Origin of the sequence: Nonomuraea sp. NPDC003709 (genome assembly GCF_040610775.1) — a bacterium.
In the GTDB taxonomy this organism is placed as follows: Bacteria; Actinomycetota; Actinomycetes; order Streptosporangiales; family Streptosporangiaceae; genus Nonomuraea; species Nonomuraea angiospora_A.
In genome coordinates, this window is the sequence record NZ_JBEXMW010000026.1 from 90757 (window position 1) to 113950 (window position 23194).

The following is a 23194-nucleotide window of genomic DNA, read 5'->3' on the forward strand; positions in this document are numbered from 1 at the left end:
ACATCACCGGGTCCTGGCGGCCTGGAGTTCAGCCCGCAGGGCCGGCGTGAGCGCCTGCCCGGCCCTGTCCACCAACAGCGTCATCTGGTACGCCACCAGGCCCATGTCACAGTCCGGGCCCGCGAGCACCGTCAGCACGGAGCCGTCGCTGATGGCCATGACGATGAGCAGGCCGCGCTGCATCTCGACGACGGTCTGCGTCACAGAGCCGCCCTCGAACACCCTGGACGCTCCCACGGTCAGGCTCAGCAGGCCCGCGGAGACCGCGGCGAGCTGGTCGGCCCGGTCCGGCGGGAAGCCTTCGGAGGCGGCCAGGCACAGGCCGTCGGCCGATACGACGACGGCATGCGCGACTCCGGGCGTGTTACGCACGAAGTCGGTGATCAGCCAGTCGAACCTGTTCGCCTCGTGGCTAAGGGTTGTCACGCATCCTCCCCGGCGGGACGCTCACTCACTCTGTTCCTCCTGTCCACGTACTTCCTGGCGGCCCCGTCGCACACCCTGCTGGTAGCTGGCCATCCGGCTGCGCATCCGATCCGCCGAAACGGGCGGCATCGGAGCCGGCCGCTGCGGCTGCTGCGGCTGCGCCTGCTGGTTCGCCGTACCGGGAACCAGATTGGCCTTGGGGGTGCGCTTCGGGAGCCCGGCGGCGGTCATGCCGCCGAGGCTGGGCTCGGCGGCAGCGGCCGCCGCGCGCCAACCGGCGTCGGCCGCCGTTCGCCACGCTTCCTCCCCAGAGGGTACGGCTTGCGAGGGCTTGTCCTCACCATCTCCGGTCACCTGCGGCGCCGCCTCCTCCGGCGGCCTGCGGAACCAGGCGGACTCCACCGCCGCGAAGATCGGCAGGAACTCCTCCTGCTCCGGCTCCATCGGCGACACCTCGACCGAGGGCGTCGGGTCGGGCCGGCGCACGTCGTTCGTGGGGTACGACTGGGGCGGCGGAGGCGTCTGGAACGCGCCATTTCCGGATGGGTAGGAGCCCGTGCCCGGGAGCGACGGGTAGACGTTGGAGTCGAACGAGGATGGCTGCCTGCGGTAGGAGCCGCCGTCGGTGTCGGCGGTGAATCCGTTCACGCCCGCCCTGCCGGGGTCCGAATGGTACGGCCCGCTGTCGAACGAGCGCGGTCCCGGCGGCGTGCTCTCGGAAGTCTGGAAACCGTGCCTGGGAGCGGGTCCGTTGGGACGCCGGCCACCGTCGAAGGAGTCGAAGCTGCCGAACGATTTGAACGTCCCGTTCTGCACGGGCGGGCCCGCCGGGGTGGGCACCGTGCCACCGCCGAACGCGGGCCGCTGCGGCAGCGGCTGCTGCTGCGTGCCGTCGACGATCAGCGTGGGCGGGAGCAGCACCATCGCGATCAGGCCGGCGCCCTCGCCCCGCCTGAGCTGGACCCGGATGCCGTGACGCAGCGCCAGGCGGCCGACCACGAACAGGCCCATGCGCCGGGAGACCGACACGTCCACGACGGGCGGCTCGGCCAGGCGGCGGTTGGCCTCGGCCAGCTCCTCCTCGGTCATGCTGATGCCGGTGTCGCTCACCGACAGCAGCGCGCCGCCGCCCTCGATGAGGCTGCTGGTGACGACGACCTGGGTGTTGCTCGGGGAGAACTGGATGGCGTTCTCGACCAGCTCGGCGACCAGGTGGACCAGGTCGTTCGCGGCGCTGCCGAGCACCGAGGTGGCCCGGTGCACCTTGACCTGGACGCGCTCGTAGCCCTCGACCTCCGACAGCGCGGCGCGTACGACGTCGACCAGCTTGGCCGGCTGGCTGCGCCGGCGGGTGGCCTCGTGGCCGGCCAGGACGAGGAGGTTCTCGGAGTTGCGGCGCATGCGGGTGGCCAGGTGGTCGAGCTTGAACAGGTCGGCCAGCCTGGTGCCGTCCTGCTCGCCCTTCTCCAGGCCGTCGATCAGCGAGATCTGCCGCTCCACCAGCGTCTGGGTGCGGCGCGAGAGGTTGACGAACATCGAGCTGATGTTGCTGCGCAGATCGGCCTCCTCGCCCGCCAGCCGCACCGCCTGCTGGTGCACCTGGTCGAAGGCCCTGGCGACCTCGCCGATCTCGTCGTTTCCGTCGACCTCGATCGGCCGAACCTCGCCGACGGACGCGTCACCGCTGGCCCGCAGCCGGTGCACCACGTCGGGGAGCCGGAAGCCGGCCACCTCCAGCGCCTCGGTACGCAGCCGGCGCAGCGGGGTGACCATGGAGCGGGCGATGGCCACGGTGAGCAGCAGGACCAGCAGCAGCAGCGCCAGGATCAGGATCCCCGCGATGATCGCGCTGCTGATCTCGGACTCGCGCAGCTCCTTGCTGCGCAGGCTCACCTGGCCGGCCAGCTGCTGCTCGATGCCGTGCAGCACGTCGATGGCCACGGAGTTCTCGTTGAACCACTGCTCGCGGCTGCCGTTGGCGGAGATCAGGTTGTCGCTGATCCGCGCGCCCGGCGCCCGGCCGCTGGCCAGCGTGACCGCGCGCGCCTTGGTGAGCTGGACGTTGACGTACTCGGGCTGCGAGGTGAGCGCCTTGGACAGCTGGAGCCCGACCTCGACGCCGGCCTCGGCGCCGACCTGGGAGATGTCGCTCTGCTCGCGGGCGTTGGAGGCGATGAACTGCTCGACTTCCTTGGCGTCCACGTGCTGGGTGTCGTAGGAGGCCTGGAGCAGCTGGACGCGCTGCCGGGAGACCTCCTCCTTGGCCGCGGCGAGCGCGCTCAGGGCGCGGAACTGGCCGATGATCTGCGGGTCGTCGGACAGCAGGCTCAGCTCGTCGTGCAGCTTGAGCAGGGTGTCGGTGAGGAAGTCGTACCGGATGGTCTCGGTCTGGCCCTCGGCGCGGATCCTCGGCAGCCGGCCCAGGTCGTACTTCACCTGCTGGGCGGCCTTCACGATGCGGGGGCCGTACGAGTCGTCGATCGTGTCGAGGTCGGTGTTGACGGTCTTGACGAGCGTGTCCACCGCGGCCTTGCGCTGCGCGAGCGGCTGGGCGAGCTTCTTGCGCATGGCACGGTTGGCGCCGATCCAGCCGCCCGTGTCACGCTCCAGCCCGATCGCCTGCAGCAGGTCGCGGATATGGGCCGCCTGCTCCGCCCCGGTCGCCGTGCGGTCGTAGTCGCCGATGCTCTGCACCGATCCGACGACTCGCGCTCCCCCGAGCACGACGCCGGCCATGGTGGGCACCAGGATCAGGGCGGTGAGCCGCCACCGTACGCGCCAGTTTCTCAGGCCCAGGCGTGGCAGTGGCCGCTTTACGCGGTCCCGCTTCACGGCTGGGCCGCTGTCGGAGTTCCCCGTCACTGCTTCCGCTACCCCTCAATCGTCCCGTCCCCGACGGGCCTTCAAGCCGTCCACAAGGTATCCGCAGGTTCTGACTTACCGGGCATTTCGGACACAATCGTTACACATGTGACCGGTAGTCGTGTGCTGTTGGTTATCGCAGTGCGGCAAGGACTTGATCGCGGACTTGTGCCCTCTGCGCGGCATCGCTGAGGGGGCGACCGGCGCGATCCACGACATAGAAGACGTCCACCGCCTCCGCGCCGAGAGTCTCCACGCGAGCGGCCCTCACGTCAAGACCACACTCGCCGAACGCCCGCCCGATACGCCACAGAAGCCCCGGCCTGTCATGGGCCCTGACTTCCACCACGGTGGCGGTCGCGGAGGCGTCGTCGACCAGTGTCACCCGAGGTGGAGCCACAGGTACCCGGGGCGGCCGCATGGCCCGCGCACGGCGGGCCAGCCGCTGCTCGATGTCAAGACGGCCAGCAAGGACGAGACGGAGATCGGACTCCAGCGTCGCGGGGTCGGGCGGGGAGCCGTACTCGGGGATGACGGAGAACTCGATCACCGCGGTGGAGCCCGCGGAGGCGGACGAGGCGGAGCGCACGATGAGCCGGTGCGCGGACAGCACGCCGGCGGCGCTCCAGAGCAGCCCCACCCGGTCGGGTGCGACGACCGTGACGGCTCCCCCGTTGACGCGGACGGCACCGCCGCCGTGCCGGGCGAGCGCGGTCTGATCGGCCGACAGGGTCGGCGGCTTGGGCGGCGGCGAGCCGGCCAGCACGGACCTGACCCGGCGCACGAGGTCGGCGACGAGCCCGGCCTTCCAGCTGTTCCAGGCGGCCGGCCCGGTCGCGTTGCCGTCGGCGACCGCGAGCGCGGCCAGCAGGTCGAGGACCTCACGGGTGCCGACGGTGGCGGCGACCTTCTCGATCGTGACGGGGTCGTCGAGGTCCCTGCGGGTGGCGGTCTCGGGCAGCAGCAGGTGGTGGCGTACGACCGTGGCGAGGGTGTCGACGTCCTGCGCGGGCAGGCCGATGCGGGTGGCGATGTCGCGGACCACGACCTCGCCGGTCGCCGAGTGGTCCCCCGGCCAGCCCTTGCCGACATCGTGCAGGAGCGCGCCGATCAGCAGGAGGTCGGGACGGGAGACCTCGCGCGTGTGGCTGGCGGCGTTCGCGGCGGCCTCGATCAGGTGCCGGTCGACCGTGAAGCGGTGGATCGGGTTGCGCTGGGGACGGTGGCGTACGCGTTCCCAGTCAGGAAGCAACTTGACAAGGATGCCCGCCTGGTCGAGCTCCTCCCACACGGGCACGGCGGCGCGGCCCGCGCCGAGGATCGACACCAGCGAGTCGCGTGCCTCCTCCGGCCAGGGCACCGGCATGGGAGGCGACTGAGCTGCGAGCACGGACACCGTCGCGGGGGCGAGCGGCAGCCCGGAGTCGGCCGCCGCGGCGGCGGCGCGCAGCACCAGCACGGGGTCCTTGCGCGGGTCGATCCCCCTGGCGAGCACCACCTCGCCGCCGTGCTCGACCACGCCGTCCGCCAGCGGGCGGCGGCCTCGGGGAGCGGGGCCTGACACGAGCCTGTCAACGGTGCGCCAGGTGCCGTCGAAGGCGTGGGAGATGGTACGGCCCGCCTCGGCGAGCCTGCGCATGAGCGCCTCGGCGTCGAGCAGGCCGAGCACCCCCGCCACGGCGTCCTGCTCCTGCAGCACCAGCCGGTCGGTGCCGCGGGCGGTGACGACGTGCAGCGCGTGCCGCACGTCGAGGATGAACTCGTACGCCTCGCGCGCCCTGGGGCCGGGCGCCGATGCGACCCAGGCGGCCGCCACCGCCTGCATGGCCTGGACGTCGCGGAGGCCGCCGCGCCCGTCCTTGAGGTCGGGTTCGAGCAGGAAGGCCAGCTCGCCGCTCACCTGCGCCCGCTTGTCGGCCGCGTCACGCAGCTCGCCGAGGCGGCGCCGGGAGTCGGCCCGCCACTCGGCCAGCACCGCTTCCCTGGCCTTCTTGGTCAGCTCGGCGTCGCCGGCCACGTGCCGGGCCTGGATGAGGCCGAGCACGGCCTTCAGGTCTTTCCTGGCGACGGTCACCGCTTCCTCGACCGTCCGCACGGAGTGGTCGAGGTTGACCGCGGAGTCCCAGACCGGATACCAGATCCGGTCGGCGATCCTGGCCACGTCGGCCCGGCCGTTGTGCAGCAGGACCAGGTCGAGGTCGCTGCCTGGTGCCAGTTCGCCCCTCCCGAGGCTCCCGACGGCGACCAATGAGACGTGGTCGCCGTCGCTCGCCGTGCGGAAGAGATCCTTGAGCCAGCGGTCGGTGTCCGCGGTCCGCTCCTTGCGGGCCGCGGCGTACGAACGGGCCTCTCCCCTCAATGCTGTGCCCCCTTGCCGAGCTCAGCCCGGACGCCGTCGTCCGGGCGTCGCCGTGGATCTGTCGTTTCGGCCGAGCCCCGCCGGGTCACAGGGCCTCAGGACCCCGCTCTCCCGTGCGAACACGGACGATGGTGTCCACCGGGACGGACCAGACCTTGCCGTCACCGATCTTGCCGGTGTGCGCCGCCTTGACGATGACGTCGATCACGTCCTCGGTGTCATCCTCTTCGGCGAGGACCTCCAGGCGGACCTTCGGCACCAGGTCGACCTGGTACTCGGCGCCGCGGTAGACCTCGGTGTGGCCGCGCTGGCGGCCGTAGCCGCTCGCCTCGCTGACCGTCATTCCCTTGATGCCGAACTGCTCCAGTGCGGCCTTCACGTCATCGAGCTTGAAGGGCTTGATGATCGCCGTGATGAGCCTCATGCGTCCACCTTCTTAGCTGCCGGGGCGGTGGGCCCGTTGGGGGAGGTCACGCCGGAGGCGTAGACCGTGCCGAGGTCATACCCCGTCTCGGCGTGCGCGGTGACGTCGATGCCGGTGCGCTCGTCGTCGACGGTGATCCGGAAGCCCATCGTCTTGTCGATGATCTTCCCGAGAACCCAGGTGATGACGAAGGAGTAGCCGCCGACCGCGACCGGGCCAAGCACCTGCAGGCCCAGCTGGCCGAATCCGCCGCCGTAGAACAGACCCTTGCTCTGCTGGTCGAGGAAGGGGTACGCGGCCAGGAAGCCGAGCGAGACGGCGCCGATGACGCCACCCACCAGGTGCACGCCGACCACGTCGAGGGAGTCGTCGAAGCCGAGCTTGTACTTCAGGCCGACGGCGTAGGCGCAGAGGACACCGGCGAGCAGGCCGATGAGCATCGCGGCCCACGGGTCCACGAAACCACAGGCGGGAGTGATGGCGACCAGGCCGGCGACCGCGCCGGAGGCGACGCCGAGGCTGGTGGCGTGCCCGTCGCGCATCTTCTCCACGACGAGCCAGGCGCCCGCGGCGACCGCGGTGGCGATCTGGGTGTTCATGAACGCCAGGCCGGCCGTGCCGTCGACGGCCAGCTCGGAGCCGGCGTTGAAGCCGAACCAGCCGAACCACAGCAGGCCCGCGCCGAGCAGCACGAACGGGAGGTTGTGCGGCCGCATCGGCTCCTTGCGCCAGCCGGTGCGCTTGCCGAGCACGAGACACAGGGCCAGGCCCGCGGCACCCGCGTTGATGTGGACGACCGTGCCGCCCGCGAAGTCCTCGATGCCCATCGTGTTGAGCCAGCCGGTGCCCCACACCCAGTGGGCGATCGGGAAGTAGACGATCGTCGCCCAGAGGATGGAGAAGAGGATCCACGCCCCGAACTTCGCCCGGTCCGCGATCGCGCCGCTGATCAGCGCGACGGTGATGATGGCGAAGGTCAGCTGGAAGGCGGAGAAGACCAGGCTCGGCATGCCGGTGCCGTCGTCCTTGGTGGCCGTGTCCACCAGGCTCTGCAGGCCGAGTGCGTCGAAGCCGCCGACCACGTTGTTGATCGCCGAGCTCGGGTTGTCGGTGAACGCCAGCGAGTGTCCGAACAGCACCCAGGCGATGGTGACCGTGATGATGGCGCCGAACGACATCATCATCATGTTCAGGACACTCTTGGCCCTGGTCATGCCCCCGTAGAAGAAAGCGAGACCCGGAGTCATCAGCAACACCAGCGCGGTGGCCGCGAGCATCCAGGCTGTGGTGCCGCTATCGATCTTCACGACGCGACCCTCCTTACATGTGACGTGTGGCCACAGCGTGTTCGTCCGGGGTTTCATGACTCGACCAGGCGTGTTTCACATTCGTGAATCTCGCCACACTGGTGTTTCGGACGCGTTTCGGTGTTCTCACTCCTCCAATTTCGGCTCAGCAATATCAGGCGTGAGATACTTAGGTTTGCCTAACCTTCGATCAAGGAATGCCGAATGCGTCTTCGCCTGGCCGTCGCCGCCATGCTCCCCGTCCTCGCCCTCGCCGCCTGCGGCACTTCCACGTCCTCGCAGGAGGCGGGACCGACCCGGACCGTCAAGCACGCCATGGGCGAGACGAAGGTGCCGATGACCCCCAAGCGGGTGGTGGTGCTCGACACGGACAAGCTCGACACGATGGTCTCGCTCGGCCTGGCGCCCGTCGGCGCGGCGCAGGCGTCCCAGAACCAGAAGTGGCCCGCCTACCTCGGCTCGGCCCTGTCGGCCACCAAGGCGGTCGGCACCACCCAGGCCCCCAGCATCGAGGCCATCATGGCGCTCAAGCCGGACCTCATCCTGGGCAGCAAGTTCCGGCAGGAGGCCTTCTACGACAAGCTCAGCAAGATCGCGCCGACCGTGTTCACCGAGAAGGTGGGCATCACCTGGAAGGACAACTTCCTGCTCGACGCCGAGGCGCTGGGCAAGAAGGACCAGGCCCAGCAGCTGCTGTCGGGTTATGAGACGCGGGCCAAGGAGGTGGGCGCGAAGTTCTCGAAGCTGAAGGTGAGCATCGTGCGGTTCATGCCCACCGAGATCCGAATGTACGGGCCCGAGTCCTTCAGCGGCATCGTGGTGGGCGACGCGGGCATCCAGCGGCCCGAGGCGCAGAAGCTGGCCGACCAGGCAGACAAGCGCTTCGGCAAGCTGAGCCAGGAGAACATCGCCCAGGCGGACGCCGACGCGATCTTCTACACCGCGTACGGGGAGGCGGCCGTCAAGTCGCAGACCACGGTGACCGGCGGGCCGCTGTGGAAGAACCTCGGCGCGGTCAAGTCGGACAACGCGCACAACGTGGACGACGAGATCTGGATGACCGGAATCGGCGTCACGGCGGCCGGCAAGATCCTGGACGACCTGGACAAGTACCTCACGCCGCTGGCGTCGTAGGCCGCGTCAGGCGTACCCGGTCGCCTTTCCTGACCCTCCCGGGCCGCACCACTCGCGCGTACACCCCCGCGCAGGGCTGCGGCCCCATGTCGAACACGGGCACCCGGTTGTGCCTGGCCACCGTGCGCAGCGCGTCGGCATCGCGCCCGAGGCTCCCGTGTTCGAGCGTCGGCACCGCGCAGCGCGGGCTGGCCACGATCACCGCCAGCACCACCTCGTCACCGATGCGCAGCTCGCGTCCCACCCAGTCGTTCTCCACGAACCCCTCCGCCTCCGTCCCGATCACCAGATTGGGCCGGTAGCGGAGGGCCTCGACGGTGCCACGCGGGCCGAGCGCGCCGATCCGCGCGACCGCGGAGGTCGTGATGAGGTGGATCGGGGCGAAGTCGAAGAACGTCCCGGCGGGCGAGGCGCCGCCGAGCGTGCCGACGGTGTGGGGGACCTCCGCCTCGATGCCCTCGGCCAGCACCCGTTCCGGCGCCGAACGCTCGAACTCGGCGCCCTCCGGAGGCACGTCGATCAGCCGCACCTCGCGCCCGAGCAGCGTCGACAGCTCCTCGTCGCCGGGGACCCCGGCGCCCTCGATCGTGAGCAGGCCGCGCCAGAGGCGAGGGTTCTTGGCGCTGGCGATCTTCCCGGTGGCGACGTCGAGCACCGCCCGCGCACGGTCCCCGGCCAGCCCGCGCTCGGTCACCTCGCTCTCGGTCAGCTCCTCCCCCAGCATCGACTTGACGGGGTAGCGCCGCACGGCCTCCAGATACATGGGGCGATCTTACGGCTGCGCCCAGAACCGCCTCAGATGCGGCACCAGCTCATCCGCCCGATCGTCGGGGAAGAACAACCGCCCGCCCTCGATCTCGACGATCTCCTTGACGCCCGGGATCGTGTCCCGCAGCCACCGGGCCCAGCTCACGTCGAAGAACACGTCTCCCGTGCCCCAGACCAGGAGCGTCGGCACGGTCAGCACGGTGAGCTGCGGCTCGATGGCGATCATGTCCTTGGCGTCGATGGAGGTCAGCAGGCGCTCGAAGGCACGTCCGCCATCGGGCTTGGCGAAGATCGGCCGCAGGTACGCCTCCACCAGCGCCGCCGGATCGTCGATCCGCTCGTAGCCCTCGCCGTACGCGGTCTGGGCCAGGAGCTCCGGCTGGTCCAGGACGAGCGCGGTGAGCGGGGCCAGCTCGCCCCTGGCGGCCAGGTCGACCGTCGGTTTGAACGCCTCGGGCGGGGTGTTGGTGTGGACGTCGCAGTTGGTGAGGGTGAGCGTACGCAGGCGCTCGCGGTGCCGTACGGCGAAGACCTGGGCCACGGCGCCGCCGGTGTCGTTGGCGACGAGATCCACCTCGGTGAGCCCGAGCCCTTCGCACAGCTCCTCGACGGCCTCGGCCAGCGCGGGGATGGACAGATCGTCGCGCGGGGCGCTGCCGCCGTGCAGCGGCAGGTCGATGGCCACGCAGCGGCGCTCGTCGCGGAACGCGGCGATGACGTTGCGCCACAGGTACGAGCTGGTGCCGACGCCGTGCACGAACAGGCTGACCGGCCCGTCCCCCACGTCGACGTAGCTGATGCCCTCCATGGGACCCTCCTCGGGCAGATTACAAACCGACTGTCGGTCTACGAAATTACCGACTGACGGTCGGTTTGTCTACAGTGGGTCCATGAACCTCAAGGCGGAACGCGGCGCGGCCACCCGCGACAGGGTCCTGGCGATCGCCACGCGGCTGTTCGCCGACCGGGGCTACGACGACACCTCCATCGAGGTGGTGCTGCAGGAGTCGGGGCTGAGCCGGGGGGCGCTGTACCACCACTACGCCGGCAAGGACGCCCTCTTCGAGGCGGTGCTGGAGGCCACTGAGTCGGCCATCGGCGGCAAGATCCTGGCAGCCGTCCGCGGCATCACCGACCCTGCGGCGGCCCTCCGCGCCGGCGTGCTGGCCTGGATCTCACTCGCCGGGGATCCGGTCATCCAGCGCATCGTCCTCATCGACGCGCCCGCGGTGATGGGCTGGGAACGGTGGCGGGCCATGGAGGAGCGCTACTCGTTCGGGATGCTGAAGGCGGCGCTGGGGGCCACGGGGGCGGTGCCGGCCGAGTTCCTGGACCTGCACGCGCACATGCTGCTGGCGGCCGTCAACGAGAGCGCCCTGATGGTGGCCCGCGGCGGCGACCACACCACCGCGGTGGCCGCCGTCGAAGAGTTCCTCCGCCGCATCCTCCAGCACTGAAGTCCAGCGCCTCGGCCAACGCCCAACGCGGGCCGCCCGCCGTCGAAGGCGCCGGGCTCCACCGCACACCGACCCACCGACGCGGCGCAACAAAGCGCGGCGGCACCGCTCCGGCGCACCACGCACCAGGGTCGACGCCCGCGACGACGGCATCCCCGGCCAAGCACCGCGACGCCAAGCGTCGTTACGACCGACGTGCCACACCACCACGCCCTCCCGCGCCCGCCATTCCCAGGCGCCGCGTCGGCGGGGCGTGGTACGGCGGGGCCCGGCGCCCACCGCGGCGGGCAATCCGGGCAACCCGCAGGCCCCGGGTGGGGCCGGTCAGGCGGCGGCGGTGGCCATTTTGCGGAGGCGGGCCAGGGCGTCGCGTTCGATGCGGCGGGCGCGGTCGCGGCCGATGCCGTAGCGTTCCCCGACCTCCGTGAGCGTGTGCTCGCGCCCGTCCACCAGCCCGTACCGCCACCGCAGCATCTCGCTGGTGTCGCCCTCGAGCCCCGTCAGCCACTGGTCCAGCCGCTCGCGCTCCAGGATGTCGATGGCCTGCTGCTCGGGATCGGCCCACGTCTCGTCGGCGATCATGTCGCCGAGCTCCGTCTCGTCCTCGTCGCCCACCCCGAGCTGGAGCGAGACCGGGTCGGAGGCCCAGCGCCGCAGCTCGCGTACGCGCTCGATCGGCAGGTCGAGGATCTCGGCGAGATCGTCGTCCGTGGGCTCGGCGTCGAACTCCGCCAGCATGTCGCGGCGGACCCGCATCAGCCGCGTCATCTGCTCCCCCGCGTGCGTGGGCAGGCGCACCGGGCGGGCCTGCTCGTGGATGGCACGCCCCACCGACTGCCGGATCCACCACGTCGCGTACGTGGAGAACTTGTACCCCCGCCGGTAGTCGAACTTCTCCACCGCCCTGACCAGCCCCAGGTTCCCCTCCTGCACCAGGTCGATCAGGGGCATCCCCCGCCCCGAATATTTCCGGGCCACCGCCACCACCAGGCGCAGGTTGGCCTGGATGAACTCGTCCTTCGCCCGCTGGCCGGAAATGGCCAGGCGCTCCAGCTCCTCGTCGGCCGCGTCCCCGATGCGCGGCTCCGAGCCCCCACTGTCGAGCAGCTGCTCGGCGAAGAGACCCGCCTCGATCCGCTTGGCGAGCTCCACCTCCTCCTCCGCCGTGAGCAGCGGGACCCGGCCGATTTCGGCCAGATATGTCCCCAGCAGATCGCGCTCAGCGACGTGCTGCTCCTGCGTGCGACTCCCCGTAGGCCTTGCCATCCCCTGGCACCTCGTTCCGCAGCTGCGTTCTATATCCGGCCAACGTGCGGCCAGACGCAAAGATTCCCTAAAGCAGTACGTCGCTGGGATGGTTCTGGATGTCCTCCTAAAGGAGGAGACCGCCGCGAAACACCTGGTGAACGAGGGGGACGCCGGGCCGGTAGGCAAGGTGTACATAGGAGGGGGCATCGAGCACGACGAGGTCCGCACGGGCCCCGGGCCGTAGCCAGCCTACGTCCGTACGGCGCAGCGCGCGCGCCCCGCCGTACGTCGCCGCCCTGATCGCCTCCAGCGGCGTCATCCGCATCTCGCGTACGGCCAGCGCCACGCAGAACGCCATCGACGACGTGAACGACGACCCCGGGTTGCAGTCGGTCGCCAGCGCCACGGTCGCCCCTGCGTCGATCAGCCGCCGGGCGTCCGGGTACGGCGACCGCGTCGAGAACTCCGCCCCCGGCAGCAGCGTCGCCACCGTGTCCGACGACGCCAGAGCGTCCACGTCGGCCGGCGTCAGATGGGTGCAGTGGTCGGCCGAGGCGGCGCCCAGCTCGCAGGCGATGCGCACGCCGGGGCCCTCCCCGAGCTGGTTGGCGTGCACCCGCACCCCCAGCCCCGCCTTGAGCCCGGCGCCCAGGATCTCGCGGGTCTGGTCGCCGTCGAAGGCCCCGCGCTCGCAGAACACGTCGACCCACCTGGCGTGCGGGGCGCACGCGTCGAGCATCTCCCCGGCGACCAGCCGCACGTAGGAGTCGGCGTCCATGCCGGCGGGCACGACGTGCGCCCCCAGGAACGTGGTCTCGCCGGTCAGCCCGGCGGCGATCTCCAGCGAGCGCCGCTCGTCCTCGACGGTCAGGCCGTACCCGCTCTTGATCTCGACGGTCGTGGTGCCCTGGGCCAGCATCTCGTCCACCAGGGCACGCGCGTGGGCGGCCAGCTCAGCGTCGCCGGCCTGCCGGGTGGCGGCGACCGTGGTCCTGATGCCGCCCCCGGTGTACGGCTCGCCGGACATGCGGGCCTGGAACTCGGCCGTCCGGTCACCGGCGAAGATCAGGTGGGCGTGGCTGTCCACGAAGCCGGGGATGACGGCGCGGCCCCCGACGTCCACCCGCTCGTCGGCGTCGGGGGCCTCCGCGGCGGGCCCGGCCCAGGCGACCAGGCCGTCCGCCACGACCAGCGCCGCTTCGGGGATCTCCGCGCGCTCGGGGTCGCCGGTGTACAGCGAGCCGATCCCGTCGATCAGCGTCGTGCTCATCTCACCCTCCGTATCGCCTCTGCCAGCAGGGATCCGACGTCGCCGAGCCGGTGCCGCCCGTCCGTGACGACGCGGCGGCCGCCGGAGACCACCGAGTGCACGTCCGCCGCCGTGGCCGCGAACACGACGGCCTCCGGCCCGCCCGCGCCCGCAGTCCGTACGGAGTCGAGCCGTACCGACACCAGGTCGGCCCACGCGCCGGGCACCAGCAGCCCCGCGTCGGGGAAACCGAGGGAGGCGTGACCGGCGACGGTCGCGGCGGCGAGCAGGTCGGCGGCGCTCCAGTTGCCGCGCCTGCCGCTGCGCAGCCGCTCGTCCAGCTCGACCCCGCGCGCCTCCTCGAACAGGTCGATCACGGCGTGGCTGTCGGAGCCGAGCGTGATCTGCGCGCCCCGGTCGGCCGCCGCCCTGGCCGGGCCGATGCCGTCGGCGAGGTCGCGTTCGGTGGTGGGGCACATGCAGATGTGCGTGCCGGACTTGGCGATCAGCTCGATGTCCACGTCGGTCAGGTGGGTGGCGTGCACGGCGGTCGAACGCGGACCCAGGGCGCCCCGCTCGTGCAGCACCTGGACCGGCGTCGCCGCGTACATCTCCACGCAGGCGGCGTTCTCGGCCGGCTGCTCGGACACGTGCATGTGCAGGGGGCCCGCGTGCCGGTGGGAGAACTCGGCCACGACCGGCATCTGCTCCGGCGGCACCGCGCGCACGGAGTGGATGGCCGCGCCGATCTCCACGTCGGGCTGCCCCTCGTAGGCCGCCGCCAGGTCGTCGGCCCTGACCGCCCAGCGCTCGGCGTCGCCGTCGGTGAAGCGCAACTGCGCGCCGGTGAGCGGGGCGCCGATGCCGCCGGTCAGGTAGCAGGTGTCGAGCAGCGCGATGCGCAGGCCCGCCTCGCGGGCCGCGCGGACCAGCGCGTGGCCCATCTCGTTGGCATCGTCGTACGGGCGGCCGTCCGGCCCGTGGTGCAGGTAGTGGAACTCGCCCACGCAGGTCACCCCGGCCAGCGCCATCTCGGCGTAGACGGCCCTGGCCAGCTGGAGGTAGGAGTCGGGCTCCAGCGCCCCCGCCACCTCGTACATCCGCTCGCGCCAGGTCCAGAAGTCGCCCTTGCCCTCCTGGGCGGTGCCGCGCAGCGCGCGGTGGAAGGCGTGGGAGTGGGCGTTGGCCAGGCCGGGAACGGTGATCCCCGGCAGGCGCTCGGCCGTGCCGGGCGGGCCCTGGCCGACGCTCGCGATCCGTTCGCCCTCGACCTCGATGAGCACGCTCTCCGCGACTCCGCCGGGGAGCCAGGCCTGTTCGCACCAGTAGGTCAGCGGCACAGGTCCTCCAGCACGTCCGCGAGCGCGACGACTCCCGCCTCGCAGTCTGCCCGCTCGGCGTGCTCGTCGGGGGAATGGGACACGCCGGTGGGGTTCCTGACGAACAACATCGCGCTCGGGACACCCGCCGAGGCCAGGATCCCCGCGTCGTGGCCCGCCCCCGTGGGCAGGACGGGCGCGGGCGTGTCGCCTCCCGCGACCCTGGCCAGGCGGTCCCTGAGCGGCACGTCGAAGTCGACGACCGGCGTCCACGACTCCTCCCGCACCGTGGCCCCCGCCTCCTCGGTCAGCTCGGCGACGAGGGCGCGCACGGCGGCCTCGTCCGCCCCGCGGGCGTCGAGCCAGGCAGAGACCAGGCCGGGGATGGCGTTCGCGTTGCCCGGCAAGACGCGTACCTTGCCGACCGTGGCCACCACGTCGCGGCGCGCCGCGGCCGCGCGGGCGGCCAGCACCATGCGGGCGAACGGCAGCATCGGGTCGTCCCGGTCGGCCAGCCGGGTGGTGCCCGCGTGGTCGGCCCGGCCGTGGAAGTCGAAGCGCCAGCGTCCGTGCGGCCAGATCGCCGCGGCCACGCCCACCGGCCGCCCCTCGTGGACGAGCGCCTGCCCCTGCTCGACGTGGAGCTCCACGAACGTGCCGACCGTCGCGAGCGTCTCGTCGTCCCGCCCCAGCTCGTACGGCGCCCGCCCGGCCTTCGTCATGACGTCGGCCAGTGTGTCGCCGGAGTCGTCCGTGAGCGCGAGGGCCCGCTCGGGCGACAGCACGCCCGTGAGCAGCCTCGACCCCATGCACGGCACCCCGAACCTGGCGCCCTCCTCGTCGGTGAAGCAGGCCACGCCGACCGGCTTGGACGGTGTGGTCCCGCGCTCCCTCAGGAGGTCCAGGGCGGCGAAGGCCGACACGACCCCGAGCGGACCGTCGTACGCGCCGCCCTGCCGTACGGAGTCGAGGTGGCTCCCGGTCACCACGCCGGGGCGGCCGGAAGGGTCGCCCCACCATGCCCAGAGGTTGCCGTTGCGGTCTTCGCGCAGGTCGAGCCCCCGTCGCCCGGCCTCCCCCGCGAACCACTCGCGTAGCTCCATGTCAGCGGCCGACCAGGCGTCCCTGACGTAGCCCCCGGTCGCCGGATCCCGTCCTATGTGCGCGAGTGGTTCAAGCATGGCCCCACTGTAGTGAATGGATCCATTCAGTTGACAGGCCCTCCCCTGGGACGGAGGGTCAGCTCGGTGAGGTGGGCGTCGGGGCCCGCGGTGACGGCGGCCAGCACGGCCCGAGCCACGCTCTGCGGCGTCAGGTACTTCTCGGGCTCGAACTCGCCGCCCTCGTAGCTACGCAGCTCGCGCTGCATGTCGGTGGCCGTCCGGCCCGGGTAGACGGTCGTCACCCTCAGCCGCGGCTCCTCCAGCCGCAGCGCGTCGGCGAACGCCTTCAGCGCGAACTTGCTGGCCGCGTAGGCGCCCCACTCGGGGTTGGCCCGCTGCCCCGAACCCGAGTTGACGCAGACCACGTGTCCCCCGGCCCCGCGCAGGGCGGGCAGCAGCAGCCGGGTCAGCTCGGCGACCGCGACGACGTTCACCTCCAGCGTCTCGCGCCACGCGGCGGCGGGCAGGTCGGCGATCCGGCCCATCCGGTTGATCCCGGCGGAGTGCACGAGCACGTCGAGCCGTTCGATCCCGGCGACGTCCGCCTCCGTGACCGCCGTCAGCTCCGCCGGCCAGACCCGCGCGTCGGGCAGCCCGGCCGCCACGGCGGCCAGCGACTCCTCGTCGCGGCCGTTGAGTATCACGTGGTGCGTGGGGCCCAGCGCCTCGGCCACGGCCGCGCCGATCCCGCGCGAAGCGCCTGTGACCAGCGCAGTCGGTCGTTCGTTCATGGAGATCAGTTTATTGATGTTGACGGATGCTCAAATTTGAATACAAACTTGTACTCATGTCTGCTTCGACGCGCATCCTCATCCTCGGCGCTCTGCTCGACGGCCCCATGAACGGCTACGGGGTCCGGAGGCGGCTGGAGGTGATGGGCGCCGACCAATGGGCGAACGTCGCCTTCGGGTCGATCTACCACGGGCTGAGCAAGATGGCCGACGAAGGACTCCTGGCCGTCGTCGAGGCGGGCAAGGGCGGCAAGGTCGGCTACGAGCTGACCGAGCACGGCCGCGAAGAGTTCCACCGGATGTTGCTGACCGCCTGGCACGAGATCAAGCCCATCGTCGACCCGTTCCAGGTGGCGCTGACGTTCATGGATCGGCTGGAAAAACAGGAGATTCTGCAGGCGCTGTATGCGAGGATGCAGCAGCTCAGAATGAGCATCGAGATCCTTGGACATGCCGTCGGCGCCAAGCAGCGCTACGGCGCTCCCCAGCACATCGACGAGAACCTCCTCCTCAACAGAGCCATGGTCCAGGCCCAGCTCGACTGGGTCGAGAAGGCCATCGAACGGGTTGAGGCCGACGAATTGCCCTAAGGAGCTGAACCCCCCAATGATCATTCAGGCGCAGGGCCTGCGAAAGACGTTCACCACCAGGAGCAGGAAGGGCACGCAGACCGTCGAGGCCGTCCGCGGGGTGGACCTCGAGGTCGCGCAAGGCGAGATCTTCGGCGTGCTCGGACCCAACGGGGCCGGCAAGACCACCACGATCAGGATGCTCTCCACGCTGATCGCCCCCGACGCGGGCACGGCCACCGTCGCGGGCCACGACCTGCTCAAGGAGCCGAGCGCCGTCCGGCGCAAGCTCGGGTACGTCAGCCAGGCCGGCGGCGTCGAGGACACCACGAGCGCCAGGGCCCAGATCATGATGGCCGCCAAGATCCACGCCATGGCCGACCCGAAGCAGGCCACCGCGGAGGTGCTGGAGCGCTTCGACCTGACCGAGATGGCCGACCGCCCCGGCCGTACCCTGTCGGGCGGGCAGAAGCGGCGCGTGGCCATCGCGATCGGGCTGGTGCACAACCCGCCGCTGCTCTTCCTCGACGAGCCCACCACCGGCCTCGACCCGCAGAACCGCGCCAACCTCTGGGACCGCATCAGGCAGCTGCGCGAGGCCGGAACGAGCGTGCTGCTCAGCACCCACTACCTCGACGAGGCCGACGCGCTGTGCGACCGCCTCATGATCGTCGACCACGGCCTGGTCGTGGCCGAGGGCACCCCCGGGGAGCTCAAGCGGGAGGTCTCCGGTGACGTGATCACGCTCAGGGTGGACGACCCGGAGCGGGCCGCGGACACGCTCAAGCCGTACGCCCGCGAGACCCGCGTCGACGAGGACCTGCTGCGCGTCTACGTCGACGACGGCGAGCACACGCTGCCCGCGCTGCTGCGGGCCCTTGAGGAGCAGGGGCTGGGGCTGAGCTCGATCGCGCTCGACCGCTCCACGCTCGACGACGTCTTCCTGGCCAAGACCGGCCGTTCCCTCCGCGACACCGGAGCCGCCTCATGATCCGCCACACCGTCCTGTTCACCGGCTACGAGCTGAAGAAGTCGTTCAGCAACCCGATCTGGCCGCTGTTCGGCATCATGCAGCCGGTGCTGTACCTGCTCATGTTCGCGCCGCTGCTGAAGTCGCTGACGCCGGGCGGCTCGACGGTGGACGCGCTGCGGATGTTCACGCCGGCGTCGATGATGATGATCGCGGTCTTCGGGGCGCTGTTCTCGGGGTTCGGGCTGATCGCCGACCTGCGCAACGGCTCGCTCGAACGGTACGCCGTCAGCCCCGCCTGGCGGCCGGCCATCGTGCTCGGGCGGGTGGCCAAGGACATGGTCGTGCTGGTGTGCCAGGCGATCCTCGTGCTCGTCGTGGCCATCGCGATGGGCGTGCGCATCGGGGCCGTCGAGCTGCTGCTGGTGCTGCTGCTCATGGCCGCCACCGGGCTGTTCGCCTCGGGGCTGTCCCAGGGGCTGGCGCTGACCGTACGCGACGAGAACGGCATGTCGCAGACGCTCAACCTCTTCATGCTGCCGATCATGCTGCTGGCCGGGCTGTTCATCCCGATCTCGTACGCGCCCGGCTGGATGCAGACGCTCGCCCCGATCAACCCGCTCTACCACGCGGTCGAGGCAGGGCGGGCGCTGTTCGCCGGGCGGTTGTCGGACCCGTCGATCCCGATCGCGTTCGCGGTGTTCATCGTGCTGGCGCTGCTCACCACGATCTGGTCGATGCGCTCGCTACGCAGGATCGCCGGGTAGGAACGTACCGGTCTCGTCGGTCATCCGCTCGTACTCCTCGAGCCTGGCCTGGGTGCGTAGCGGCGCCGCGTCGGCCATGGCCTCGACCAGGGCCATGGCCAGGGCGAGCGGCGCCGCGTGCGAGTCGAACACGAGCCGGTCGCCGACGGGGGCGTCCAGCACGACCTCCGCCGGAAAATCCGACTTATCCGTTATGGCCGCCACCCGCAGCCCCATCTTCTCCGCGTACTCCAGCGCCTGCACGGCCTCCGCCGGATACCTCGGCAGGACCACGGCCACCACCCACTCCGCGCCCGCCCTGCGGGCCGCGTGCAGCCCGTCGACCAGCTCCGACCCGCCGTGCGTGAGCAGCCGCACGTCGGGGTGGATGCGGCGGGCGTAGTAGGCGAAGGTGGTGGCCAGCCCGCAGGAGACCCGCAGCCCCACGACGGGCAGCGGCTCGGTGGCGGCCAGCTGCTCGCCGAGCTCCTTGAGGGGGAAGGCCGGCAGCCGCTCCCTGACGATCGCGAGGTTGCGGATCTCGCAGTCGATGGCCCCGCGCAGCAGGCTCTCCTGCGGCTCCGCCACCGTCGCGCCGCCCAGCACGAGCGGGCGCAGCGCCTGCCGCAGCTCGGGGTACCCGGCGAATCCCAGCACCATCGCGAACCGGGTCACGGACGGCTGGCTCACCCCGGCCCGCTCGGCCAGCTCCACGCTGGACAGGAAGATCGCCTCATCGAGATGCTCGGTGAGGTAGTGCGCGATCCTCCGCTGCACGGGCGACAGCCTCCGGCCATCCAGCAGCACGCTCAGCCCACCGTGATATCCGTCCGCCACGCCACCTCCAACGCTTCCCACCCCGCATTCTCATCCCACCACCCTCACGACCCCCACCAGATGGGTGGCGGAAGCGCGGTGGGTCAGGATTCGCGCATCGGGATGCGGACGCCGCGGGCGGCGGCCACGTCGGCGGCCTCCTCATAGCCCGCGTCCACGTGCCGCATGACCCCCGTCCCAGGGTCGTTGGTCAGCACACGGTTGAGCTTCTCCCCCGCCAGCGCGGTCCCGTCGGCCACCGTCACCTGGCCGGCGTGGATGGACCGGCCGATCCCGACCCCGCCCCCGTGGTGGATGGACACCCAGGCGGCCCCCGAGGCCGTGTTGAGCATGGCGTTCAGCAGGGGCCAGTCAGCGATCGCGTCCGACCCGTCCGCCATGGCCTCCGTCTCGCGATACGGCGAGGCCACGGAGCCGCTGTCGAGGTGGTCGCGCCCGATCACGATGGGCGCCTGCAGCTCGCCCGAGGCCACCATGTCGTTGAAGCGCTCCCCCGCGACGTTCCGCTCGCCGTACCCGAGCCAGCAGATCCGCGCGGGCAGCCCCTGGAAGTGGACCTTCTCCCCGGCCTTCCTGATCCACCGGGCGAGTCCCTCGTTCTCCGGGAAGAGCTCCAGGATGGCCCGGTCGGTCGCGGCGATGTCGGCGGGGTCCCCGCTCAGGGCGGCCCACCGGAACGGGCCCTTGCCCTCGCAGAACAGCGGCCTGATGTACGCGGGCACGAACCCCGGGAAGTCGAAGGCCCGCCCGTAGCCGGCCAGCTGCGCCTCGCCCCTGATGGAGTTGCCGTAGTCGAACACCTCCGCCCCGGCGTCCTTGAACCCGACCATCGCCTCCACGTGCCGCGCCATCGAGGTCCGGGCCCGCTCGGTGAAGCCGGCCGGGTCCTTGTCCCGCTCCGAGGCCATGTCCTCGAAGGCGACCCCCAGAGGCAGGTACATCAGGGGGTCGTGCGCCGAGGTCTGGTCGGTGACGATGTCGATCTCGGCCCCGCGGGCGAGCAGGTCGGGCACGGCCTCCGCGGCGTTCGCGACGACCCCGATGGACAGGGGACGGCGCTCGTCGCGCGCCGCGTACGCCAGCCGCAGCGCCTCGTCCAGCGACGACGCCTCCACGTCGAGGTAACGGTGCTCGATCCGCCGGGTGACCGAGCGCGGGTCGCAGTCGAGGCAGATCGCCACCCCGCCGTTCATGGTGACGGCCAAGGGCTGGGCTCCGCCCATCCCGCCGAGCCCGGCCGTCAGCGTGATCGTCCCGGCGAGCGACCCACTGAAGCGCTTGGCGGCCACGGCCGCGAACGTCTCGTACGTCCCCTGCAGGATGCCCTGCGTGCCGATGTAGATCCACGACCCGGCGGTCATCTGCCCGTACATGGTGAGCCCGGCCGCCTCCAGCCGCCGGAACTCCTCCCAGTTGGCCCAGTCGGGCACGAGGTTGGAGTTGGCGATGAGCACCCGGGGCGCCCACTCGTGGGTGCGGAACACGCCCACCGGGCGCCCCGACTGGACCAGGAGGGTCTCGTCGCCCTCGAGCGTCGTCAGCGTCCTGACCATCGCGTCGAACGACGCCCAGTCACGCGCGGCCTTGCCCGAGCCGCCGTAGACGACCAGCTGCTCGGGGTGCTCGGCGACCTCCGGGTCCAGGTTGTTCTGGAGCATGCGGAGCGCCGCCTCCTGCGGCCACCCCTTGGCGGTGATCGTCGTGCCTCGCGGCGCGCGCACGCTGCGGCTCATCGTGACCCTCCTGAATGAAAACATTCACATATGTCACCCGCAGAGTACATGGATTAGCTGACGAGGAACTGGGTGGCCGCCAGCTCCCGGTAGAGCTCGTCCTCCCCGACCAGCGAGTCGTGCGTCCCGATCGCCCGTACGCCACCCCCTTCCATGACCACGATCCGGTCCGCGTTCGTCACGGTGGACAGCCGGTGGGCGATCACCAGCACGGTCGTCTCCGTGGCCACCTCGGCGATGACCTCGCGCAGCCGCAGCTCGTTGACCGCGTCGAGCTGGGAGGTGGCCTCGTCGAGCAGCAGCAGCCGGGGCTTGCGCAGCAGCGCCCTGGCGATGGCGACGCGCTGGCGCTCGCCGCCCGACAGCAGCACGCCGCGGTGCCCGACCGGCGTCTCCAGCCCTTCGGGCAGCCTGTCCACCAGGTCGTCGAGCCTGGTGCGGGCGACGGCCCGGCGCAGCTCGTCCTCGGTGGCGTCCTGGGCGGCGAAGAGCAGGTTCTCCCGGAGGGTGCCGGCCAGCACGGGGGCGTCCTGCTCGACGTACCCGAGGGCGGCCCGCAGCTCGCCCAGCGGCCAGTCGCGGATGTCGCGCCCACCGATGGCGATGAGCCCCTTCTGATGGTCGTAGAAGCGCTCGATCAGCGCGAACACCGTCGACTTGCCCGCGCCCGACGGCCCCACCAGCGCGGTCAGCCCGCCGGGCGGCACCTCGAAGGTGACCCCGTCGTGCACGGTCGGCCGGTCGTCGCCGTACTTGAAGACCACGTCCCGGAACGTCACCCCGACCGGCTCGGAGGTCCCCGCGACGGCGGCGGCGACCGGCTCCGCGGGCAGGTCCTCGATCTCCTTGATCCGCTTCATCGCGGCCAGCCCCTGCTGGAGCTGGACGCCGCCCTGGACGAGCTGCCCGATCGGCGGCACCAGGTAGAACAGGTACAGCAGGAACGCGATCAGCGACGACACCTCCAGCGTCCCCGACGCGACCCGGGCCCCGCCGACGGCCAGCACCGCGAGGAACGCGATCTGCACCGCCATCCACGTCGCCACTCCCGCGAGCGACGTCCACCCGGCGACCTGCAGCCCCCGGTCGCGGGCGCGCACCGCCGCGTCGCCCACCACCGCGATCTCCCGCTCCTCCGCGCCGCTGGCCTTGACGGTCCGGTACGCCTGCAGCGCCCGGTCCAGCACGGCCCCCATCTCGCCCACGGCCTCCTGGGCATGGGTCTGCGCCCGCTGGATCCTCGGCATGATCAGCGCGACGAGCCCGCCGATCACCACCACCACGAGCAGCGTGACCAGCAGCAGCACGCCGTCCATGGTCGCCATCATGATGATCGCCCCGACCAGCATGAACGTGGCGCTGACGGACTCGACGATCCCGTTGGTCAGCACGGCCCGCAGCAAGGTCGTGTCACCCGTCACCCGCGACAGCAGGTCGCCGGGCTTGAGCCGGTCCACGTCGGCGACCTTGAGCCGCAGCATCCGGTCGACGAGCTTGCGCCGGGCGCCGAGCACGATGCCCTCGCCCGTGCGCTCCATCAGATAGCTTCCGGCGGCCGACACGACCGCGCCGATCAGCACCGCCGCGGTCAGCCCCAGCAACGGCCCGGCCATCGAGCCGGTCTCGCCGAACGCGTCCACGACGTATTTGGCCAGCAACGGCATGGCGAGACCCGCCGCCGAGCCGATCAAGCCCAGTAATCCGCCCAGGATCAGGATCTTCCGGTGCGGGCGGACGTGGGAGAGCAACTCCTTGACCACCACATCTCCTTCCACGACATGTCTCGACTTGCTCTAACGAACGGGACCGCGCGATCCGCACCGCTTCGACAGGGTCAACCTAGATTGACGACTTAAGTATGTCAACTTTCGTTGACCCTCATTCTTGAGGAG

20 protein-coding genes are annotated in these 23194 nt (G+C 71.1%); 5 read left to right on the top strand and 15 right to left on the bottom strand.

Annotation, left to right across the window (positions count from 1 at the left end):
* Positions 1 to 3: 3 nt before the first annotated feature.
* From ABZX61_RS52275 to ABZX61_RS52295, 5 genes are all read right to left on the bottom strand, one after another.
* Positions 4 to 426 carry a roadblock/LC7 domain-containing protein gene (locus tag ABZX61_RS52275; RefSeq protein WP_185071483.1) on the bottom strand — a complete coding sequence of 141 codons (423 nt, stop codon included), beginning with the start codon at positions 424 to 426 and terminating at the stop codon, positions 4 to 6.
* 21 nt (positions 427 to 447) lie between these two features.
* Positions 448 to 3162: a nitrate- and nitrite sensing domain-containing protein gene (locus ABZX61_RS52280; RefSeq protein WP_355207364.1), complete on the bottom strand. Its 2715-nt coding sequence runs from the start codon at positions 3160 to 3162 to the stop codon at positions 448 to 450.
* A 259-nt stretch (positions 3163 to 3421) separates the two neighbouring features.
* Positions 3422 to 5647: a [protein-PII] uridylyltransferase gene (locus ABZX61_RS52285; RefSeq protein ID WP_350730202.1), complete on the bottom strand. Its 2226-nt coding sequence runs from the start codon at positions 5645 to 5647 to the stop codon at positions 3422 to 3424.
* Between the two features lie 85 nt (positions 5648 to 5732).
* Positions 5733 to 6071, bottom strand: coding sequence for a P-II family nitrogen regulator (locus ABZX61_RS52290; protein WP_350730200.1), 339 nt, complete (start codon positions 6069 to 6071; stop codon positions 5733 to 5735).
* Positions 6068 to 7378 carry an ammonium transporter gene (locus tag ABZX61_RS52295; RefSeq protein WP_350730198.1) on the bottom strand — a complete coding sequence of 437 codons (1311 nt, stop codon included), beginning with the start codon at positions 7376 to 7378 and terminating at the stop codon, positions 6068 to 6070. Before ABZX61_RS52295 ends, ABZX61_RS52290 begins: the two co-directional genes overlap by 4 nt.
* A gap of 204 nt (positions 7379 to 7582) precedes the next feature.
* On the opposite strand from ABZX61_RS52295, the gene ABZX61_RS52300 reads away from it, so the two are divergent.
* Positions 7583 to 8512 (top strand): iron-siderophore ABC transporter substrate-binding protein, encoded by a 930-nt coding sequence (locus tag ABZX61_RS52300; RefSeq protein ID WP_355207167.1) that lies wholly within the window; start codon positions 7583 to 7585, stop codon positions 8510 to 8512.
* On the opposite strand, the gene ABZX61_RS52305 is transcribed toward ABZX61_RS52300, so the two are convergent.
* Both ABZX61_RS52305 and ABZX61_RS52310 read right to left on the bottom strand, forming a co-directional pair.
* Positions 8493 to 9275 (bottom strand): MOSC domain-containing protein, encoded by a 783-nt coding sequence (locus ABZX61_RS52305; protein ID WP_355207170.1) that lies wholly within the window; start codon positions 9273 to 9275, stop codon positions 8493 to 8495. The two genes, ABZX61_RS52300 and ABZX61_RS52305, sit on opposite strands and share 20 nt — an antisense overlap.
* Before the next feature lie 9 nt (positions 9276 to 9284).
* Entirely contained in the window at positions 9285 to 10088 is an 804-nt protein-coding gene (locus tag ABZX61_RS52310) for an alpha/beta hydrolase (protein WP_355207173.1), read from the bottom strand.
* Positions 10089 to 10170: 82 nt separating this feature from the next.
* On the opposite strand from ABZX61_RS52310, the gene ABZX61_RS52315 reads away from it, so the two are divergent.
* Entirely contained in the window at positions 10171 to 10737 is a 567-nt protein-coding gene (locus ABZX61_RS52315) for a TetR/AcrR family transcriptional regulator (RefSeq protein WP_350730190.1), read from the top strand.
* Between the two features lie 324 nt (positions 10738 to 11061).
* On the opposite strand, the gene ABZX61_RS52320 is transcribed toward ABZX61_RS52315, so the two are convergent.
* The 5 genes from ABZX61_RS52320 to ABZX61_RS52340 all read right to left on the bottom strand — a co-directional run bounded on the left by ABZX61_RS52320 (position 11062) and on the right by ABZX61_RS52340 (position 16447).
* Entirely contained in the window at positions 11062 to 12003 is a 942-nt protein-coding gene (locus ABZX61_RS52320; RefSeq protein ID WP_350730189.1) for a sigma-70 family RNA polymerase sigma factor, read from the bottom strand.
* Positions 12004 to 12109: 106 nt separating this feature from the next.
* Entirely contained in the window at positions 12110 to 13255 is a 1146-nt protein-coding gene (gene hutI / locus ABZX61_RS52325; protein WP_355207176.1) for an imidazolonepropionase, read from the bottom strand.
* Positions 13252 to 14574: a formimidoylglutamate deiminase gene (locus ABZX61_RS52330; protein WP_355207178.1), complete on the bottom strand. Its 1323-nt coding sequence runs from the start codon at positions 14572 to 14574 to the stop codon at positions 13252 to 13254. The genes hutI and ABZX61_RS52330 overlap by 4 nt, the downstream gene beginning before the upstream one ends.
* Entirely contained in the window at positions 14565 to 15734 is a 1170-nt protein-coding gene (locus tag ABZX61_RS52335; protein ID WP_355207181.1) for an allantoate amidohydrolase, read from the bottom strand. The genes ABZX61_RS52330 and ABZX61_RS52335 overlap by 10 nt, the downstream gene beginning before the upstream one ends.
* 26 nt (positions 15735 to 15760) lie before the next feature.
* Entirely contained in the window at positions 15761 to 16447 is a 687-nt protein-coding gene (locus ABZX61_RS52340) for an SDR family oxidoreductase (protein ID WP_350730182.1), read from the bottom strand.
* Between the two features lie 56 nt (positions 16448 to 16503).
* Between ABZX61_RS52340 and ABZX61_RS52345 the strand changes: the two genes are divergently transcribed.
* Genes ABZX61_RS52345 through ABZX61_RS52355 form a run of 3 tightly spaced genes read left to right on the top strand, consistent with a single transcriptional unit; the run spans position 16504 to position 18753 of the window.
* Complete coding sequence (locus ABZX61_RS52345) at positions 16504 to 17037, top strand: PadR family transcriptional regulator (protein WP_355207185.1); 534 nt, start codon at positions 16504 to 16506, stop codon at positions 17035 to 17037.
* 16 nt (positions 17038 to 17053) lie between these two features.
* On the top strand, positions 17054 to 18007 hold the full coding sequence (locus ABZX61_RS52350) for an ATP-binding cassette domain-containing protein (protein ID WP_355207188.1): 954 nt from the start codon (positions 17054 to 17056) through the stop codon (positions 18005 to 18007).
* Positions 18004 to 18753: an ABC transporter permease gene (locus tag ABZX61_RS52355; RefSeq protein ID WP_355207191.1), complete on the top strand. Its 750-nt coding sequence runs from the start codon at positions 18004 to 18006 to the stop codon at positions 18751 to 18753. Before ABZX61_RS52350 ends, ABZX61_RS52355 begins: the two co-directional genes overlap by 4 nt.
* Here the strand turns inward: ABZX61_RS52355 and ABZX61_RS52360 are convergent.
* The 3 genes from ABZX61_RS52360 to ABZX61_RS52370 form a co-directional block, all read right to left on the bottom strand.
* Positions 18733 to 19569 (bottom strand): MurR/RpiR family transcriptional regulator, encoded by an 837-nt coding sequence (locus ABZX61_RS52360; RefSeq protein ID WP_355207193.1) that lies wholly within the window; start codon positions 19567 to 19569, stop codon positions 18733 to 18735. The genes ABZX61_RS52355 and ABZX61_RS52360 overlap by 21 nt on opposite strands.
* Before the next feature lie 83 nt (positions 19570 to 19652).
* A complete protein-coding gene (gene hutU, locus ABZX61_RS52365; RefSeq protein ID WP_355207196.1) occupies positions 19653 to 21302 on the bottom strand; it encodes a urocanate hydratase in 1650 nt (549 codons plus the stop codon).
* A gap of 53 nt (positions 21303 to 21355) precedes the next feature.
* A complete protein-coding gene (locus ABZX61_RS52370; RefSeq protein ID WP_350730173.1) occupies positions 21356 to 23062 on the bottom strand; it encodes an ABC transporter ATP-binding protein in 1707 nt (568 codons plus the stop codon).
* Positions 23063 to 23194 lie beyond the last annotated feature (132 nt).

What these genes read in the sequence shown, in the direction of transcription:
- ABZX61_RS52280 (WP_355207364.1), bottom strand. Translation starts at nt 3,162, where the DNA reads ATGGCCGGCGTCGTGCTCGGGGGAGCGCGAGTCGTCGGATCGGTGCAG.
- ABZX61_RS52290 (WP_350730200.1), bottom strand. Translation starts at nt 6,071, where the DNA reads ATGAGGCTCATCACGGCGATCATCAAGCCCTTCAAGCTCGATGACGTG.
- ABZX61_RS52300 (WP_355207167.1), top strand. Translation starts at nt 7,583, where the DNA reads ATGCGTCTTCGCCTGGCCGTCGCCGCCATGCTCCCCGTCCTCGCCCTC.
- ABZX61_RS52305 (WP_355207170.1), bottom strand. Translation starts at nt 9,275, where the DNA reads ATGTATCTGGAGGCCGTGCGGCGCTACCCCGTCAAGTCGATGCTGGGG.
- ABZX61_RS52310 (WP_355207173.1), bottom strand. Translation starts at nt 10,088, where the DNA reads ATGGAGGGCATCAGCTACGTCGACGTGGGGGACGGGCCGGTCAGCCTG.
- ABZX61_RS52315 (WP_350730190.1), top strand. Translation starts at nt 10,171, where the DNA reads ATGAACCTCAAGGCGGAACGCGGCGCGGCCACCCGCGACAGGGTCCTG.
- ABZX61_RS52320 (WP_350730189.1), bottom strand. Translation starts at nt 12,003, where the DNA reads ATGGCAAGGCCTACGGGGAGTCGCACGCAGGAGCAGCACGTCGCTGAG.
- hutI (WP_355207176.1), bottom strand. Translation starts at nt 13,255, where the DNA reads ATGAGCACGACGCTGATCGACGGGATCGGCTCGCTGTACACCGGCGAC.
- ABZX61_RS52335 (WP_355207181.1), bottom strand. Translation starts at nt 15,734, where the DNA reads ATGCTTGAACCACTCGCGCACATAGGACGGGATCCGGCGACCGGGGGC.
- ABZX61_RS52340 (WP_350730182.1), bottom strand. Translation starts at nt 16,447, where the DNA reads ATGAACGAACGACCGACTGCGCTGGTCACAGGCGCTTCGCGCGGGATC.
- ABZX61_RS52345 (WP_355207185.1), top strand. Translation starts at nt 16,504, where the DNA reads ATGTCTGCTTCGACGCGCATCCTCATCCTCGGCGCTCTGCTCGACGGC.
- ABZX61_RS52350 (WP_355207188.1), top strand. Translation starts at nt 17,054, where the DNA reads ATGATCATTCAGGCGCAGGGCCTGCGAAAGACGTTCACCACCAGGAGC.
- ABZX61_RS52355 (WP_355207191.1), top strand. Translation starts at nt 18,004, where the DNA reads ATGATCCGCCACACCGTCCTGTTCACCGGCTACGAGCTGAAGAAGTCG.
- hutU (WP_355207196.1), bottom strand. Translation starts at nt 21,302, where the DNA reads ATGAGCCGCAGCGTGCGCGCGCCGCGAGGCACGACGATCACCGCCAAG.